At 61.7% G+C, this 15,631-nt stretch carries 18 protein-coding genes; 4 read left to right on the forward strand and 14 right to left on the reverse strand.

The features are described from left to right. Positions 1 to 17: 17 nt before the first annotated feature. From pheS to thrS, 5 genes are all read right to left on the reverse strand, one after another. Entirely contained in the window at positions 18 to 1,034 is a 1,017-nt protein-coding gene (pheS, locus tag ACIQUI_RS10165) for a phenylalanine--tRNA ligase subunit alpha (RefSeq protein WP_016487883.1), read from the reverse strand. A gap of 109 nt (positions 1,035 to 1,143) precedes the next feature. Then, positions 1,144 to 1,500, reverse strand: a complete 357-nt coding sequence (rplT, locus tag ACIQUI_RS10170; RefSeq protein WP_003250671.1) for a 50S ribosomal protein L20 — start codon at positions 1,498 to 1,500, stop codon at positions 1,144 to 1,146. A 27-nt stretch (positions 1,501 to 1,527) separates the two neighbouring features. After that, the gene (rpmI, locus tag ACIQUI_RS10175) at positions 1,528 to 1,722 is read right to left on the reverse strand and encodes a 50S ribosomal protein L35 (RefSeq protein WP_003250667.1); all 195 of its coding nucleotides are present in this window, start codon (positions 1,720 to 1,722) and stop codon (positions 1,528 to 1,530) included. Positions 1,723 to 1,783: 61 nt separating this feature from the next. Further along, a complete protein-coding gene (gene infC, locus ACIQUI_RS10180) occupies positions 1,784 to 2,335 on the reverse strand; it encodes a translation initiation factor IF-3 (RefSeq protein WP_012052879.1) in 552 nt (183 codons plus the stop codon). After that, positions 2,335 to 4,257, reverse strand: a complete 1,923-nt coding sequence (gene thrS, locus ACIQUI_RS10185; protein WP_403197783.1) for a threonine--tRNA ligase — start codon at positions 4,255 to 4,257, stop codon at positions 2,335 to 2,337. The genes infC and thrS overlap by 1 nt, the downstream gene beginning before the upstream one ends. Positions 4,258 to 4,596: 339 nt before the next feature. Here thrS and ACIQUI_RS10190 point away from each other — a divergent pair, with 339 nt between their 5' ends. Then, a complete protein-coding gene (locus ACIQUI_RS10190; protein ID WP_085619064.1) occupies positions 4,597 to 4,902 on the forward strand; it encodes a hypothetical protein in 306 nt (101 codons plus the stop codon). A gap of 162 nt (positions 4,903 to 5,064) precedes the next feature. Then, the gene (locus ACIQUI_RS10195; protein ID WP_012273095.1) at positions 5,065 to 5,277 is read left to right on the forward strand and encodes a cold-shock protein; all 213 of its coding nucleotides are present in this window, start codon (positions 5,065 to 5,067) and stop codon (positions 5,275 to 5,277) included. Positions 5,278 to 5,468: 191 nt separating this feature from the next. Here the strand turns inward: ACIQUI_RS10195 and ACIQUI_RS10200 are convergent, their stop codons facing one another. After that, positions 5,469 to 5,789, reverse strand: coding sequence for an I78 family peptidase inhibitor (locus ACIQUI_RS10200; protein WP_403197786.1), 321 nt, complete (start codon positions 5,787 to 5,789; stop codon positions 5,469 to 5,471). Between the two features lie 260 nt (positions 5,790 to 6,049). Here ACIQUI_RS10200 and ACIQUI_RS10205 point away from each other — a divergent pair, with 260 nt between their 5' ends. After that, positions 6,050 to 6,262, forward strand: a complete 213-nt coding sequence (locus ACIQUI_RS10205) for a hypothetical protein (RefSeq protein WP_391129070.1) — start codon at positions 6,050 to 6,052, stop codon at positions 6,260 to 6,262. On the opposite strand, the gene ACIQUI_RS10210 is transcribed toward ACIQUI_RS10205, so the two are convergent. The 7 genes from ACIQUI_RS10210 to ACIQUI_RS10240 all read right to left on the reverse strand — a co-directional run bounded on the left by ACIQUI_RS10210 (position 6,234) and on the right by ACIQUI_RS10240 (position 13,293). After that, positions 6,234 to 7,235, reverse strand: a complete 1,002-nt coding sequence (locus ACIQUI_RS10210; RefSeq protein WP_403197788.1) for a nucleoside hydrolase — start codon at positions 7,233 to 7,235, stop codon at positions 6,234 to 6,236. The genes ACIQUI_RS10205 and ACIQUI_RS10210 overlap by 29 nt on opposite strands. Positions 7,236 to 7,423: 188 nt before the next feature. Then, positions 7,424 to 7,822, reverse strand: a complete 399-nt coding sequence (rbsD, locus tag ACIQUI_RS10215; RefSeq protein WP_403197790.1) for a D-ribose pyranase — start codon at positions 7,820 to 7,822, stop codon at positions 7,424 to 7,426. Beyond that, positions 7,819 to 8,727, reverse strand: a complete 909-nt coding sequence (gene rbsK / locus ACIQUI_RS10220) for a ribokinase (protein ID WP_403197793.1) — start codon at positions 8,725 to 8,727, stop codon at positions 7,819 to 7,821. Before rbsK ends, rbsD begins: the two co-directional genes overlap by 4 nt. Before the next feature lie 15 nt (positions 8,728 to 8,742). Further along, positions 8,743 to 9,765, reverse strand: a complete 1,023-nt coding sequence (locus ACIQUI_RS10225) for a LacI family DNA-binding transcriptional regulator (RefSeq protein ID WP_403197795.1) — start codon at positions 9,763 to 9,765, stop codon at positions 8,743 to 8,745. A gap of 4 nt (positions 9,766 to 9,769) precedes the next feature. Then, a complete protein-coding gene (locus ACIQUI_RS10230; protein WP_403197797.1) occupies positions 9,770 to 10,765 on the reverse strand; it encodes an ABC transporter permease in 996 nt (331 codons plus the stop codon). Then, positions 10,762 to 12,315 carry a sugar ABC transporter ATP-binding protein gene (locus ACIQUI_RS10235; RefSeq protein ID WP_403197799.1) on the reverse strand — a complete coding sequence of 518 codons (1,554 nt, stop codon included), beginning with the start codon at positions 12,313 to 12,315 and terminating at the stop codon, positions 10,762 to 10,764. Before ACIQUI_RS10235 ends, ACIQUI_RS10230 begins: the two co-directional genes overlap by 4 nt. Positions 12,316 to 12,336: 21 nt before the next feature. Beyond that, positions 12,337 to 13,293, reverse strand: coding sequence for a sugar ABC transporter substrate-binding protein (locus ACIQUI_RS10240; RefSeq protein WP_403197801.1), 957 nt, complete (start codon positions 13,291 to 13,293; stop codon positions 12,337 to 12,339). Between the two features lie 403 nt (positions 13,294 to 13,696). Between ACIQUI_RS10240 and ACIQUI_RS10245 the strand changes: the two genes are divergently transcribed. Continuing rightward, positions 13,697 to 14,785 (forward strand): asparaginase, encoded by a 1,089-nt coding sequence (locus ACIQUI_RS10245; RefSeq protein ID WP_403197803.1) that lies wholly within the window; start codon positions 13,697 to 13,699, stop codon positions 14,783 to 14,785. Positions 14,786 to 14,964: 179 nt separating this feature from the next. Here ACIQUI_RS10245 and ACIQUI_RS10250 read toward each other — a convergent pair whose 3' ends face one another. Beyond that, positions 14,965 to 15,561, reverse strand: a complete 597-nt coding sequence (locus ACIQUI_RS10250; RefSeq protein ID WP_403197805.1) for a TetR/AcrR family transcriptional regulator — start codon at positions 15,559 to 15,561, stop codon at positions 14,965 to 14,967. Positions 15,562 to 15,631: the final 70 nt, after the last annotated feature.

Raw genomic sequence — 15,631 nt, forward strand, 5'->3', positions numbered from 1 at the left:
AGTTGCGTCGATTGGGCCTAGCGGAATTGCGCCAGGAACCGCAGGTCGTTGTCGAAGAACAGACGCAAATCGTTGACGCCATAGCGCAGCATGGCCAGGCGCTCGGCGCCCATGCCGAAAGCGAAGCCCTGGAACTCTTCAGGGTCGATGCCAGACATGCGCAGCACGCTTGGGTGCACCATGCCGCAACCCATCACTTCCAGCCAGCCGGTTTGCTTGCACACGCGGCAGCCGTTGCCGGAACACATCACGCACTGGATGTCGACTTCGGCGGACGGCTCGGTGAAGGGGAAGAACGATGGACGGAAACGTACCGCCAGTTCTTTTTCGAAGAATACGCGCAGGAATTCTTCGATGGTGCCCTTGAGGTCGGCGAAGTTGATATCGCGATCGATCAGCAGGCCTTCGACCTGGTGGAACATCGGCGAGTGGGTGATATCCGAGTCGCAGCGATATACGCGGCCTGGGCAGACAATGCGGATGGGCGGCTGGGTGGACTCCATGGTCCGCACCTGCACCGGCGAGGTGTGGGTACGCAGCAGCATGTTGGCATTGAAGTAGAAGGTGTCGTGCATCGCCCGGGCCGGGTGGTGGCCGGGGATGTTGAGCGCTTCGAAGTTGTGGTAGTCGTCTTCAACCTCTGGGCCTTCGGCAATGCCGTAGCCGATGTGGGTGAAGAACTGCTCGATGCGCTCGAGTGTACGGGTGATCGGGTGCAGGCCACCGGTGGCCTGGCCGCGGCCTGGCAGGGTGACGTCAATGCATTCGGCTGCCAGGCGAGCGCTGAGCTCGGCTTCTTCAAAGGCGGCCTTGCGGGCATTGAGCACAACGGTGACGCGCTCTTTGGCGTCGTTGATCAGCGCGCCGACTTTCGGCCGCTCTTCGGCTGGCAGGTTGCCCAGGGTCTTCATCACCTGGGTCAGCTCGCCCTTCTTGCCGAGATAATTAACCCGGATCTGTTCCAGGGCGTTGATGTCTTCAGCGCGTTCCACGGCCTCTAGGGCTTGGGAGACCAGCGCATCCAGGTTTTCCATGTACAGACTCCAGATACGAAAATAGGGGAAGAGCTTTGAAGGCTCTTCCCCTATCGATGACGTTCAATGCCCGACGGCGCCAGCGCCGCCGGGTGATTGTCGCGGGTACTTAAGCCAGAACGGCTTTAGCTTTCTCGACAATCGCAGCAAACGCCGCTTTTTCGTTCACTGCCAGATCGGCCAGAACCTTACGGTCGATTTCGATCGAAGCCTTTTTCAGGCCAGCAATCAGACGGCTGTAGGACAGACCGTTGGTGCGGGCACCGGCGTTGATACGAGCGATCCACAGTGCGCGGAACTGACGCTTCTTCTGGCGACGGTCGCGGTAGGCGTATTGGCCTGCCTTGATGACCGCTTGCTTGGCTACGCGGAATACGCGCGAGCGTGCACCGTAGTAACCTTTAGCCAGTTTCAGAATTTTTTTGTGACGCTTACGAGCGATAACGCCGCGCTTAACACGAGCCATGAGTAACTTCCTCTATCTTAACCAGAATTAACGAACGCGCAGCATGCGCTCGACTTTTGCCACGTCGGACGGGTGCAGCAAGCTGGCACCGCGCAGTTGACGTTTACGCTTGGTCGACATTTTGGTCAGGATGTGGCTCTTGAAAGCGTGCTTGTGCTTGAAGCCCGAAGCTGTCTTCAGGAAGCGCTTCGCAGCACCGCTCTTGGTTTTCATTTTTGGCATGTTGAACTCCGCATTCGAAAAAAATTACACAATAATCATCAGGCCTGCCGTGCCCGGGAGATTACTTCTTCTTTTTGGGGGCGATGACCATCATAAGCTGGCGTCCTTCCATCTTCGGATGCTGCTCAACGGTGCCGTATTCGGCGAGGTCGGCTTCGACCCGCTTCAACAGCTCCATGCCCAGCTCCTGGTGGGCCATCTCACGGCCGCGGAATCTCAGAGAGATCTTGGCCTTGTCCCCATCGGTAAGGAAACGTACCAGGTTGCGTAGTTTTACCTGGTAATCCCCATCCTCCGTCCCTGGACGAAACTTGATTTCTTTGATCTGGATCTGCTTCTGGTTTTTCTTGGCTTCGTTGGCCTGCTTCTTCTTTTCGAAGAGGTGCTTGCCGTAGTCCATGACCTTGCAGACCGGTGGTACCGCGTCTGCAGAGATTTCTACCAGGTCCAGCTTCGCTTCATCAGCGATACGCAGCGCTTCATCAATCGAGACGATGCCAACCTGCTCGCCGTCTGCGCCAATTAACCGAACCTCGCGGGCCGAGATATTCTCGTTGATCGGGGCCTTCGGTACAGCACGCTTATCGTTTCTCATTTCACGCTTAATAGTCATTACTCCGATTCTTGGCGACCACGCCGGGAAACCGCTTGTGTCAGAAGCTCAGCGAATTGGGCGACGGGCATGGAGCCCAGGTCTGCGCCTTCGCGAGTACGCACTGCGACGGTTTGCGTTTCGACTTCGCGGTCCCCTATAACCAAAAGGTACGGGACCTTGAGCAAAGTATGCTCGCGGATTTTAAAGCCGATCTTCTCATTTCTCAAGTCCGACTTGGCACGGAAACCGCTACCGTTCAGAGATTTCTCAACCTCAAGGGCGAAATCGGCCTGTTTGTCGGTGATGTTCATGATCACGGCCTGGGTAGGTGCCAGCCAGGCCGGGAACACGCCAGCGTAGTGCTCGATCAGCATGCCGATGAAGCGCTCGAACGAACCGAGGATGGCGCGGTGCAGCATGACCGGGCGAATTCGGCTGTTATCTTCGGCGATATAGCTGGCATCCAGGCGCTCTGGCAGGTTCGGGTCGTACTGCAGGGTACCGCACTGCCAGTTACGGCCGAGGCAGTCGCGCAGGGTGAACTCGATTTTCGGGCCGTAGAAGGCGCCCTCGCCTGGCTGGTATTCCCACTCCAGGCCGGATTCGTTCAAGGCGTCGGCCAGTGCGCTTTCGGCACGGTCCCATAGCTCTTCGGAGCCCACACGCTTGGCTGGACGGGTCGACAGCTTCATGGCGATGTCGGTAAAGCCGAAGTCCTTGTACACATCCAGGGTCAGCTTGATGAAGTCGGCGGCTTCTTTCTTCACCTGTTCTTCGGTGCAGAAGATGTGCGCGTCGTCTTGCACAAAGCCACGCACGCGCATGATGCCGTGCAGGGCGCCGGACGGCTCGTTACGGTGGCAGGCACCGAACTCGGCCAGGCGCAGCGGCAGGTCGCGGTAGCTTTTCAGGCCCTGGTTGAACACCTGCACGTGGCACGGGCAGTTCATCGGTTTTACCGCGTAGTCACGGCTTTCCGACGAGGTGGTGAACATGTTCTCGGCGTAGTTGGACCAGTGGCCGGAACGCTCCCACAGGATACGGTCGACAACCTGCGGGGTCTTGATTTCCAGGTAGCCGTTGGCGCGCTGAACCTGGCGCATGTACTGCTCGAGCACCTGGTACACCGTCCAGCCGTTGGCATGCCAGAACACCATGCCCGGGGCTTCTTCCTGCAGGTGGAACAGGTCGAGCTGCTTGCCGATCTTGCGGTGGTCGCGTTTTTCGGCTTCTTCGATGCGCTGGATGTACGCAGCCAGCTGCTTCTTGTCGGCCCAGGCGGTGCCGTACACGCGTTGCAGCTGCTCGTTCTTGGCATCGCCGCGCCAGTAGGCACCGGACAGCTTGGTCAGCTTGAATGCCTTGAGGAAGCGGGTGTTCGGCACGTGCGGGCCGCGGCACATGTCAACGTATTCTTCGTGGTAGTACAGGCCCATGGCCTGCTCATCCGGCATGTCCTCGACCAGGCGCAGCTTGTAGTCTTCGCCACGGGCCTTGAACACGTCGATGACTTCGGCACGCGGGGTCACTTTCTTGACCACGTCGTAGTCTTTTTCGATCAGCTCCATCATGCGCTTTTCGATGGCGGCCATGTCTTCAGGGGTGAAGGGGCGCTCGTAGGCGATGTCGTAATAGAAGCCTTCGTCGATGACCGGGCCGATGACCATCTTGGCGGTCGGGTACAGCTGCTTCACGGCGTGGCCGACCAGGTGGGCGCACGAGTGACGGATGATCTCCAGTCCCTCTTCATCTTTAGGGGTGATGATCTGCAGGGTGGCGTCTTGGCTGATCAGGTCGCAAGCATCGACCAGTTTGCCATCGACCTTGCCGGCGACGGTGGCCTTGGCCAGGCCGGCGCCGATGGAAGCGGCAACGTCGGCTACGGATACGGCGTGATCAAACGAACGTTGACTGCCGTCGGGAAGAGTAATAACGGGCATGGCGCCTCCTCTCCTAGTGGTGACCCCTACCAAAGGTCACGTGGGTTGGGATGAGCCAGTACAAGATCCGGCCTGCCTTCCTGAATAAGGAAGCCTGCCTCACAGTGGCAGAAGCCTTTCGGCTTGCAAGGGACGAACCAGAGTGACTGGAAAGAAATAAAGATAGCTGCAGGCTGGAAGTTGTCAGCTGCAGGCCGGGCATGCTAGCACGCGGGTTGCACCCCAGGCAGAAATATTTGGTAATTGCAGCTTTCGGGTGAACTAACGCGGAAAAATTCCTATCAGACCTTGGGAAGCAACCTATTCTTGATGAGACCTTAACCCAAGGAGTAACCGGTTATGCGAGTTCCGTCTCTTCTGGCCCTGGCGGCCGCTGGGGCCCTGCTGCTGCCGATGGCGGCGAATGCTGGCAACTTCCCACCAGGCAAGGAAGCTGGCTATATGGCTCAGTGCACGCAGGTGGCCAGCGGCCAGGGCGTTGACGCGGCCACCGCAAAAAAACACTGCGACTGTGGTGCCCAGGCGATCAAAAAGAATTTTACCGACGCAGAGATTGCTGACCTGGACAGCAAGGATGGCGTAGACGCCAAGCTGATGCAAAAGGCCCAAACGGTTGTGAAACAGGCCTGCGCGCCGAAGAGCTGAACCCTTGAAGCTGGGGCTGATCAGCTTTTTTTGCGCTGGATCAACATCCGGTAGAGGTAAAAGGGGCTACATCCGCAGAATTAGACTATGATGTCACCTGTGCCAGACTGCTCAGGCGTCTATGGCACTTCGAAAAATATCAAGTTTCTGGAGATTCATCCCATGTCCAATCGCCAAACCGGCACCGTCAAATGGTTCAATGATGAGAAAGGCTTCGGCTTCATCACCCCACAAGGCGGCGGCGACGACCTGTTCGTTCACTTCAAAGCCATCGAATCCGACGGCTTCAAGAGCCTGAAAGAAGGTCAGACTGTTTCCTTCGTCGCCGAGCGCGGCCAGAAGGGCATGCAGGCTGCTCAGGTTCGTCCGGAGTAATTCGGAAGCTGCGAAAAAACCCGCCCTTGTGGCGGGTTTTTTTATGGGCGCTTGCCTGGCAGCACAAGCTTGCTCTTTGTAGGAGCGGCCTTGTGTCGCGATGGGCCGCAGCTAAAAAACAGGGGCCGCTTTGCGGCCCATCGCGACACAAGGCCGCTCCTACAGGGACCGCATTAACACCTGGAACTGCATCAACCGCAGTTGACGCGGGTTACCTTGCCCTGCTCGTCCACGTTCAGGTTCAGGCGGTCGGAGCGGTACTCCAGGGTTACCACATCGTGCGGCTTGAGAATGCGTGCCGTCTGCGAGCCACTGCCCTTGCGCGCTTGCTCCAGCAGTTCGGCACTGCCCTGCTTGCCAATGGCGAAATCGGCACCGCTGGCTTCGCAGCGGCCATCATTGCCGGCCGACGCCGCGGGCGCGTTGCCGCCATCAGAGCTACCACCAGTGCTGCAACCAGCCAGGACAGCAGCCACCGCCAGGGTTGCCAGGTAAGCACGGGTACGGAACATGAAGCCTCCTAAATCGATCTGGGAACTGTCTGTTCCGACAGCTCCACCAAGAATTCGTTGCAAAACCGAGCAAGTCTGCCTGAACCAAGTGCCCTGAGCGAACGGCAATCGTGACCGAATTTTACCGGTCGGCCGACGAGGCGCTTGGTTTGCGCTGCAAAGTCATGATTTACTTTAGGAAGTGAAGGCATAGTGCCTCCCCCCGAATACCAGGATCCGGTATTCGCCCCTCCGCCCCGGGCCCCAAGCGAGAGCCTTTCATGAGCAACCACAGCATCGATGCCGATATCAAGGTCAAATGGGCCGAGGGCCAGAGCGCGTACAGCCCTGGCACACCGGAGGAGTTGCTGTTGATCGCCATCGACCTGCTGGTGCGCGACAACGGTGCCGAAGCAGCACGCAGCTTCATCGACCAGGTGTTCGAGCGCTACGCGCCGCACGCGGCTATTCCAATCGCGCCAAACGGGCGCTGAGCAGGTCGAACAGGCCTTGGGCATCGCCCTGCTCCACCCACATCACGTTGGCGGGCTGCTTGAGCACGCCGTACCAGTCAGCGAGGGTCTGGCCGAAGGTCGGGCCTTCGCGGCTGTCGATGCTCATGTGGATGCGCCGGCCGCTGAACAGCTCGGGCTTTAGCAGATAGGCAATGACGCTGGCGTCATGTACGGGGCCACCGGGCATGCCGTACAGGTCCATGTCGTGGGTGATGTAGGCGTTGAGGATACCCACCACCCGTTTGCTGGCCTGGTTGTTCACGGCTGCCAGCTGTTTCAGGCGGGCATCGCTGGTCAGCAGCTTGTGCGTGACATCCAGTGGCAGGTAGGTGAGTTGCACGCCACTGGCCAGCACTACCTGTGCGGCATGCGGGTCGGCGTAGAGGTTGAATTCCGCGGCCGGGGTGATGTTGCCGCCGTTGAAATGGGCGCCGCCCATGACCACCACTTCCTTGATGCCTTTGGCGATGTCCGGGCGCTGAACCAGCGCCAGGGCCAGGTTGGTCTGCGGGCCGAGCATGGCAACAGTGATGCTGTGGGGTTTGGCGGCGCCCAGGGTGTCGACCAGGTATTGCACGGCATTGCCTTGGGCCAAGGGCTTTTTCGGTTCGTGTACTTGTACGCCGGTCAGGCCTTCTTCGCCGTGGACGTCGGCGGCGTAGATGGGCGAGCGCACCAGTGGGCGGCCGGCGCCGGCATAGACAGGAATGTCTTCGCGGCGGGCCCATTCACGGGCCAGCCGGGCGTTGCGGGAGGTTTTATCCAGGCGCACGTTGCCGGCCACGGTGGTGATGGCGCGGATGTTGAGTTCGTCGGGCGAGGCCATGGCCAGGAACAGCGCGACCACGTCGTCGGCACCGGGGTCGGTGTCTATGATCAGGTCGATCGGGGCGGCCTGGAGAGTGGTGGCGGTGGCCATGAGGGCAAGTCCTTGTAGCAGGGGTTTGAGCATGGTGTGGCACTCCTTGTTGCCAGTACATGATTCGCAAACACACCGCGCTCCCTGTAGGAACGGCCTTGTGTCGCGATGGGGCGCGAAGCGGCCCCAGGATTTCAGCTTCGCCGCATGAATTGCCGGGGCCGCTTCGCGCCCCATCGCGACACAAGGCCGCTCCTACAAAAAGTACCGTGTTTCGACTGTTAGAAGGTAACGCCAGAGATCAGCGCAATGTTGCTATAGGGCTGGCACTCACCGGTACGCACCACCGCCCGGGCACTGCGTGACAGCACCTTGAAATCTTCATGGCTTAGCCACTCACGCTTGCCCAGCTTGCCCTTCAACCGTTCGATCTCGACCAGTGCCGGCGGTACCACTTTCTGCATTTCTTCAGCCAGCACGTGCCGCTCTACCTGCAATTCGCTCAGCACTGCGCGCAACACACTGGCGAAGTCCGGCAGGCCTGATGTAACGGCCAGGTCGATCAGCTCCACACCCGGCGGCACCGGCAGGCCGGCATCACCGATCACCAGGATGTCGCCGTGCCCCATGCCAGCGATGGTTCGCGACAGGGCGACGTTCAGCAGCGGGGTTTTCTTCATGGTGCAAGCTCCGCCAGGTAGGGAATCGATGGCTGGGCGCCAGCCCGGGTCACCGACAATGCTGCCGCACGTTGGCCGAAGGCGATGGCCTCACCCTCCCCCAGCCCCCGCACCAGGCCTGCGGCAAAGCCCCCGATGAAGGTGTCGCCTGCCGCGGTGGTATCCACCGGCTGCACCTGCGGCGCCGGGAAGTGCTGGTGGCCTTGGTCGGTCACCAGCAAGGCCCCTTGCGCCCCCAGGGTGATGATCACTTTGCCTGCCCCCAGTCGCAGCAAGTGTTCGCCTGCGCGCCGGGCACTGTCCTGGTCGGTCACGGGCATGCCGGTGAGGGTTTCGGCCTCGCTTTCGTTGGGCGTGAGGTAATCGATATGGGCGAACCAGTCTGCCGGCATGGGGCCGGTGGCAGGTGCCGGGTTGAGGATGACTTGCTTGCCCAGCTCGCGTGCCCTGGCCAGGGTCCAGGCCACGGTGTCGGCTGGCACTTCCAGCTGACAGATGACCACCTCGGCCGCCTGCAAAAGCGCGTCGAAGCGCTGCACCGACTGCGGCGTCAGCAGGCCGTTGCCGCCAGGAATGATGACGATGCAGTTCTGGCTGGCAGCGTCCACGGTAATCAGCGCAACGCCACTGGACACTCCAGGGCAGGTGCTGACGCCCTGGCAATCGATGCCCTCGACGTACAACGCCCGGTGCAGTTGCCGGCCGTAATCATCGTCACCCACATTCCCGATCATCGCCACGCTGCCACCCAGCCGCGCCACAGCCACGGCCTGGTTGGCACCCTTGCCGCCCGGCACGGTGAAAAAATGCTCGCCGGGAAGGGTTTCGCCGGCCCGGGGCAGGCGCTGGGCGCGGGCCACCAGGTCCATGTTCAGGCTACCCACTACCACGACCTTGGCACTCATGACATTTCCTTAGCGTTAGCGGTAATCGTTGAACAGATCCGGGCGCGGCCCGGTGGACTCGCGCAATACGATGCGCGGGGCAACGATGCGTTGCTCAGCCACGCCCTGGCGGGGTGTGACGATGCGCGCCAGCAACAGCGACGCGGCGTTTTCGCCCAGCTCGCGGATGGACTGGCCCACGGTGGTCAGCGGCGGGTACACGTAGCGGCTGAGTTCGATGTCGTCGAAGCCGATGACCGAAAGCTCGCCAGGCACGTTGATATTGCGCTCGGCCGCAGCGCGCAGCACGCCAAAACCGATCATGTCGTTGCCGGCAAAAATCGCCGTGGGCCGCTTGCCCTCCAGCAGCTGCGCCGCCGCTGCATGGCCGCCGGGGCTGGTGAAATCGCAATGCAGCACGCGGTTACCCTGCACCTGCGCCCCGGCCTCGGCCATGGCCCGGCGGAAACCGCTCAGGCGCAACTGGGTAACCCCGGTTTCGACGGGGCCGCCGATGTAGGCGATGTCCCGGTGCCCCTGCTCCAGCAGATGCCGGGTAGCCAGATAGGCGCCCTGCTCGTGGTCGATGCGCACCAGGTCGGCATCGACACCTTCCAGCTCGCGGTCGACGATGACCATCGGTGTGCGCACGCTAGCCAGGCTTTGCAGCAGGTCGCTGTCCTGGCCCACCGAGGCCACCACCAGGCCGTCGACGCGCTTTTCCAGCAGCACGCGCAGGTAGTTGCGCTGCTTCTGCGGGTTGTCGTCGGAGTTGCACAGGATCACGCAGTAGCCGTTGCGCTCGCAGGCGTCTTCGATGCCCCGCGCCAGCTCGGCAAAGTACGGGTTGACGCTGTTGGGCACCAGCAAGCCGATGGTGGCCGTGCTGCGTGCCTTGAGTGAGCGCGCCACGGCGCTGGGCACGTAGTCCAGTTCGAGGATGGCGGCTTCAACCTTCACCCGCACCTGCTCGCTGACCGGTCGGGTCTTGTTCAATACATGGGACACGGTGGTGTAGGAAATACCCGCCAGTGCCGCGACGTCTTTGATGGTTGCCATGTCTTCAGTTCCGCCGGCCTGCACGCCGGCTACGGTAGGTGTCGAGCACCACGGCGATGACGATCACCGCCCCGGTGATGATGCGTTTGGTGGGTTCACTGGCACCGATCTGCGCCAGCCCGGCGGCCAGCACCGAAATGATCAGGACGCCAAAGAACGTGCTGATGACCGAGCCGCGCCCGCCCATCAGGCTGGTGCCGCCGATCACCACGGCGGCGATCACCTGCAGCTCCAGGCCGGAGCCGGCATTGGGGTCGGCCGCCTCAAGGCGCGAAATCTGGAACAGTGCGGCCAGGCCGGCAAGCAGGCCCATCAGGGCGAACACCAGCACCTTGTAGGGGCGCGGGTCGATACCGGCCAGGCGCACGGCTTCCTCGTTGGTGCCAATGCCGATCAGGTAGCGGCCGAACACGGTACGGGTCAGCACCAGTTGGGCCAGCACGATCACCAGCAAGGCAATGATGAACGCGGGTGATATGCCAAAGGCGACCGGGTTGGAGAACCAGGCATAGGCATCGCCGATGTAGGCGGTGCGCGAGTCGGTGAACTGGTACGCCAAGCCCCGGGCCATTTCCAGCACGCCAAGCGAGACGATGAAGGACGGAATGCGCCAGGCCACGGTGACACCACCGGTAATGCTGCCGGCCAGCGCAGCCACGGCCATGCCCAGCAACGCCGAGGGCAGCACGCCCCAGCCCCAGCCCAGAATCGCCACGCTCACCGTGGAGGCAGCCAGGGCCAGTACCGAGCCTACCGAAAGGTCGATGCCGCCGATGATCAGCACAAAGGTCATGCCCACCGCCAGTACCATCAGGTCGGGGATCTGATTGGCCAGGGTACTGAAGGTGCTGTACGACCAGAAGTGGCTACTAAGGAACGAGAACAGCACGATCATCGCCAGCAAGGCACCGGCCAGGCCCAGGTAAGTGCCCAGGCCAAAATAGGTGCCACTGCGGCGCACGGGGGCGGCGCCTTGGCTGTCGAGCGGAGTGGTTTTCATGCATCCATCCTGGGGGCTGCATCGTGCAGCAGTGCGTCACGTTTCTGATAACCGGCAAAGGCGGCGGCCAGCAGCTGGTCCTGGCTCCAATGGTCGCGGTCGAAGGTGTCGATCAGGCGGCCGGCAGACAGCACGGCGATGCGGTCGCAAATCAGCATCAGCTCACGCAGGTCGCTGGACACCACCACCAGGGCCTTGCCCTGGCGCGCCAGTTCGGCCAGCAGGCCGTAGATGTCGAACTTGGCGCCGACGTCGATGCCACGGGTAGGCTCATCGAACAACAGCACCTGGCAATCGCGCTCCAGCCAACGGCCGATCACCACCTTCTGCTGGTTACCGCCAGACAGCTCGCCCACCACTTGCTGCGCGCCGGCACTGCGAATACGCATGGCCTGGATCTGGCGTTCGGCCAGGGCCTTTTCTGCCTCGCCGTCCAGCACGCCGGCACGCGATACCGCGCCCAGGTTGCCCAGGGCAATATTGGCGCTGATCGACTGCGACAGCAGCAGGCCCTCGCCTTTGCGGTCCTCGGTAATCAGTGCGATACCCGCCCGTACCGCGGCCTTCGGCGAATCGATGGTGACCGACTGCAGGGGCTGGCCCAGCGCAATGCTGCCGCTGTCGGCGCGGTCGGCACCGTAGATCAGCCTCAGCAGCTCGGTACGGCCGGCGCCGATCAGGCCGGAGATGCCAAAGATCTCCCCTGCCCTGACGTCGAATGACACCTCACGCACCTTGTCGGCACGGCTGAGCCTGTCTACCTTGAGCAGTGGCGCACCGATCTGCCGGCGGCCCAAGTCGATATGCTCGCCCAGCTCGCGGCCGACCATCAGGTTGACCAGCTCGGCGCTGCTGTAGCGCTGGATAGGCTCGTCGCACACCCGTTTACCGTCGCGCAGCACGACGATGCGCTGGGCCACACGCTGCAACTCTTCAAGGCGGTGCGAGATGTAGACAATGGCCACGCCGCGCTCGCGCAGGCGCTCGATCTGGGTGAACAGCAGCTCCACCTCGCGCGCGGTGAGCATGGCGGTGGGCTCGTCAAAGATCAGCACATGGCAGTCGCCGATCAGGTTGCGGGCGATCTCGACCATCTGCTGATGGCCGATGCCCAGTTCGCCGACCGGGGTGTCCGGGTCGATGGCATCGAGCCCGACCTGGGCCATGGCGGCCGTGGCCAACTGGCGCAGGCGTTTGTGGCTGATCCAGCCGAAGCGGCTGGGCAGGTTGTCGAGAAACAGGTTTTCCGCCACGGTCAGCGTGGGCAGCAGGTTGAGCTCCTGCATGACCATGCGCACACCCAGGCGCTCGGCCTCGCTGCGGCTGCCGGGCGCGTAAGCCTGGCCGCGGTAGGTCATGTGCCCGGTGGTGGGGGTTTCCAGGCCACTCATGAGCTTGGACAGGGTGCTCTTGCCCGCGCCGTTTTCACCGGTAAGGGCCAGCACTTCGCCGGCCCGCAGGTTCAGGCTGACTTCGCCAAGCACGGGCTGGGCGTAGGTCTTGCCCAACCCGTTGGCGGCGAGTACCACTTCATTGGCCGCTGCAGCCATGGCCGCTTCTCCTGCCAGCAATCAGGGCTTGGTGATGAGTTCGACCGGGGTCTGGATGACGTTGTCGGCATCCACGTCCGGCTTCTCGCCCTTGACCATTTTCAGCGCGGCCTGGATGCCGTACACCGCCTGCTGGCTGGCTGCCTGGTCGAGGGTGGCGAGCACACGGCCATCCTTGAGCATGGGTTTGATGGCATTGATGTTGTCGTAACCCACCACTTGCACTTGGCCGACCTTGCCAGCGGCGCGTACGGCCGACACTGCGCCCAGGGCCATGCTGTCGTTGCCGGCCAGCAGGGCTTTCAGGTCGGGGTATTCGTTGAGCATGGAGGCGGCGACGGCGTTGCCTTTGTCGATTTCCCAGTTGCCGCTTTGCACCGAAACGATGTTCATCTGTGCGGCGTCCATGGCGTCCTTGAAACCGGCCGTGCGTTGCTGGGCATTGGTGGTGGTCGGCACGCCTTCGATGATGCCTACCTGGTCACCGGCCTTGAGTTTCTGGCTGGCCAGGTAGTCGCCAACCAGGCGCGCGCCCTTGCGGTTGTCGGGGCCGACGAAGGGCACGCTGATGCCTTTGCTCTTGAGCAGTTCAGGGTCCAGGCGGTTGTCGATGTTGATCACCACCACGCCTTGGTCCATGGCCTTCTTCACTGCCGACACAAGCGCCTTGGAGTCGGCCGGGGCGATCACCAGGGCCTTGGCACCGGAATTGACCATCTGCTCGACGATGCGGATCTGCTCGCCGGTGTCGGTTTCGTTCTTGATGCCGTTGGCGATCAGGTCGAATTCATTGGCGTGGGCTTTCTGGTAGTCCTTGGCGCCGTCTTCCATGGTGCGGAAGAACTCGTTGGCCAGCGATTTCATGACCAGGGCGACCTTGGGCTTGTCTTCGGCATGGGCGGCAGACAATGGCAGGGCGAGCGAGAGGGAGGAAAAGACAGCGAGGGCCAGCAGACGACCGGGGAACGGCAGTTTCATGGACGATGACTCCGAATCTTGTTTTTTTATCGGATAGCAAACGTTTGCGGTACCTAACTATGGAAACAGGACCGGGGTTTGTCAAATCCGTTTTGCGGTCGGAGGCAAAAAGACTACTGGTGCTGATTATCCAGAATTTTTCCGAAAAACCGAACACCTTTTCCTATGCTTGTTCGGATTCACGGATGGAATACTGGCCCCTGTAGGAGCGGCCTTGTGTCGCGATGGGCTGCGCAGCAGCCCCGGCAATGTGTGCTAAGGCTCCAATTTTGGGGGCGCTACGCACCCCTTTCGCGACACAAGGCCGCTCCTACAAGAGCAACGCGCACAGGCTTGGTATGAAAGATGCCTTCCAGCCTGTGCGACTCAGAAATCATCTCACTAGGAAGAGAGAACAATAACGATGAATGCCGCACTGAAAACCTTCGCCCCCAGCGCACTCGCCCTGCTGCTGATCCTGCCCGCCACCGCCTCGGCCAAAGAAGCCGAAACCCAGCAGAAGCTGGCCAACGTGGTCATCCTTGCCACCGGCGGCACCATTGCCGGCGCCGGCGCCAGCGCCGCCAACAGTGCCACCTACCAGGCCGCCAAACTGGGCGTCGACAAGCTGATTGCCGGCGTGCCGGAACTGGCCGACATTGCCAACGTACGCGGCGAGCAGGTGATGCAGATCGCTTCGGAAAGTATCAGCAACGAAGACCTGCTGAAGCTGGGCAAGCGTGTCGCCGAGCTGGCCGAGAGCAAGGACGTCGACGGTATCGTCATCACCCACGGCACCGACACCCTGGAAGAAACCGCCTACTTCCTCAACCTGGTAGAAAAGACCGACAAGCCGATCGTGGTCGTCGGTTCGATGCGCCCGGGTACCGCCATGTCTGCCGACGGCATGCTCAACCTGTACAACGCCGTGGCCGTGGCCAGCGACAAGCAGTCGCGTGGCAAGGGCGTGCTGGTGACCATGAACGACGAGATCCAGTCGGGTCGTGACGTGAGCAAGTCGGTCAACATCAAGACCGAAGCCTTCAAGAGCGCCTGGGGCCCGATGGGCATGGTGGTGGAAGGCAAGTCCTACTGGTTCCGCCTGCCGGCCAAGCGCCACACGGTCAACTCCGAGTTCGACATCAAGCAGATCAGCAGCCTGCCGCAGGTGGACATTGCCTATGGCTATGGCAACGTGACCGATACCGCCTACAAGGCACTGGCGCAGAACGGCGCCAAGGCGCTGATCCATGCCGGTACCGGCAACGGCTCGGTGTCGTCGCGGGTGGTGCCGGCGCTGCAGGAGCTGCGCAAGAACGGTGTGCAGATCATTCGCTCGTCGCACGTCAACCAGGGTGGTTTCGTGCTGCGCAACGCCGAACAGCCGGATGACAAGAACGACTGGGTCGTAGCCCATGACCTGAACCCGCAAAAAGCGCGGATTCTGGCGATGGTTGCGATGACCAGGACCCAGGACAGCAAAGAGTTGCAGCGGATCTTCTGGGAGTATTAAGCCCTGATAGGGTGTGCCGGCGCATACATCGGCGTCGGCCACCTCACGAGGCAGATCGAGGCTCGACCTGAATTCATCTGCCATTCTGGCGGCAGACAGTACGTGCAGTGCCGAGGGTTCGACGGACGGCCACCGACGTACACAGCTAACGTCCGCTCAACGGCTAGACGCAGAGGGCGTCAGCGGTTGAGTGACAGCGAGTCTTCAAGCACTTTCAGTAACGCGGCAGTTCGCCGTTCATAGGCGGCGGGGCCGGCGTACATCAGCTCCACATACAGGCTGTCGATGATGCCCAGATAGGCATCGGCATACAGCGCCATGCGATCGGCCCCGGCTGCCCGGCCGTGGCGAGCTCGCAGGGCCTGGCAGAAACCCTCACGAATGCCGTCCAGGTATTGTTCAAAGCCCGATGTGACAATCGGCTTGATGCTCGCTGGGGGCAGGAACGCGGTGCGCAGCACCAAGCGCAGCTGGGCCGAACTGCAATAACGTTCGGCCAGGTGCAAGGCTAACCAGTGCCCGGGCGCAAGGCCGTCGTCGGCTTCCTGCGCGAATGCGTGCTCGACAAAGGCCGTTTCCTGCACCAGTGCTCGCTGGTAAACCTCGACGAACAAAGCATCCTTGTTAGCGAAGTGCGCATACAGGGAGGCCTTGCGCATACCGGCCAGCTGGGCGATTTCGTTCAGCGACGAAGCGTCGTAGCCGTGCTCGGCAAGATGGCCGACAGCGGCATCGCACACACGCACCGCAGAAGGGGAAAGTTCTTTCAACTGCATCGCTCCGTCAGGGCGCGGCGGGCCGCGCGCGTCTTGGGGAGGGGATTGTGGTGATCGAAATTGCACGGGT

Origin of the sequence: Pseudomonas sp. NPDC090592 (assembly GCF_044769185.1) — a bacterium.
Classification (GTDB): Bacteria; Pseudomonadota; Gammaproteobacteria; order Pseudomonadales; family Pseudomonadaceae; genus Aquipseudomonas.

What these genes read in the sequence shown, in the direction of transcription:
- pheS (WP_016487883.1), bottom strand. Translation starts at nt 1,034, where the DNA reads ATGGAAAACCTGGATGCGCTGGTCTCCCAAGCCCTAGAGGCCGTGGAA.
- rplT (WP_003250671.1), bottom strand. Translation starts at nt 1,500, where the DNA reads ATGGCTCGTGTTAAGCGCGGCGTTATCGCTCGTAAGCGTCACAAAAAA.
- rpmI (WP_003250667.1), bottom strand. Translation starts at nt 1,722, where the DNA reads ATGCCAAAAATGAAAACCAAGAGCGGTGCTGCGAAGCGCTTCCTGAAG.
- infC (WP_012052879.1), bottom strand. Translation starts at nt 2,335, where the DNA reads ATGACTATTAAGCGTGAAATGAGAAACGATAAGCGTGCTGTACCGAAG.
- thrS (WP_403197783.1), bottom strand. Translation starts at nt 4,257, where the DNA reads ATGCCCGTTATTACTCTTCCCGACGGCAGTCAACGTTCGTTTGATCAC.
- ACIQUI_RS10190 (WP_085619064.1), top strand. Translation starts at nt 4,597, where the DNA reads ATGCGAGTTCCGTCTCTTCTGGCCCTGGCGGCCGCTGGGGCCCTGCTG.
- ACIQUI_RS10195 (WP_012273095.1), top strand. Translation starts at nt 5,065, where the DNA reads ATGTCCAATCGCCAAACCGGCACCGTCAAATGGTTCAATGATGAGAAA.
- ACIQUI_RS10200 (WP_403197786.1), bottom strand. Translation starts at nt 5,789, where the DNA reads ATGTTCCGTACCCGTGCTTACCTGGCAACCCTGGCGGTGGCTGCTGTC.
- ACIQUI_RS10205 (WP_391129070.1), top strand. Translation starts at nt 6,050, where the DNA reads ATGAGCAACCACAGCATCGATGCCGATATCAAGGTCAAATGGGCCGAG.
- ACIQUI_RS10210 (WP_403197788.1), bottom strand. Translation starts at nt 7,235, where the DNA reads ATGCTCAAACCCCTGCTACAAGGACTTGCCCTCATGGCCACCGCCACC.
- rbsD (WP_403197790.1), bottom strand. Translation starts at nt 7,822, where the DNA reads ATGAAGAAAACCCCGCTGCTGAACGTCGCCCTGTCGCGAACCATCGCT.
- rbsK (WP_403197793.1), bottom strand. Translation starts at nt 8,727, where the DNA reads ATGAGTGCCAAGGTCGTGGTAGTGGGTAGCCTGAACATGGACCTGGTG.
- ACIQUI_RS10225 (WP_403197795.1), bottom strand. Translation starts at nt 9,765, where the DNA reads ATGGCAACCATCAAAGACGTCGCGGCACTGGCGGGTATTTCCTACACC.
- ACIQUI_RS10230 (WP_403197797.1), bottom strand. Translation starts at nt 10,765, where the DNA reads ATGAAAACCACTCCGCTCGACAGCCAAGGCGCCGCCCCCGTGCGCCGC.
- ACIQUI_RS10235 (WP_403197799.1), bottom strand. Translation starts at nt 12,315, where the DNA reads ATGGCTGCAGCGGCCAATGAAGTGGTACTCGCCGCCAACGGGTTGGGC.
- ACIQUI_RS10240 (WP_403197801.1), bottom strand. Translation starts at nt 13,293, where the DNA reads ATGAAACTGCCGTTCCCCGGTCGTCTGCTGGCCCTCGCTGTCTTTTCC.
- ACIQUI_RS10245 (WP_403197803.1), top strand. Translation starts at nt 13,697, where the DNA reads ATGAATGCCGCACTGAAAACCTTCGCCCCCAGCGCACTCGCCCTGCTG.
- ACIQUI_RS10250 (WP_403197805.1), bottom strand. Translation starts at nt 15,561, where the DNA reads ATGCAGTTGAAAGAACTTTCCCCTTCTGCGGTGCGTGTGTGCGATGCC.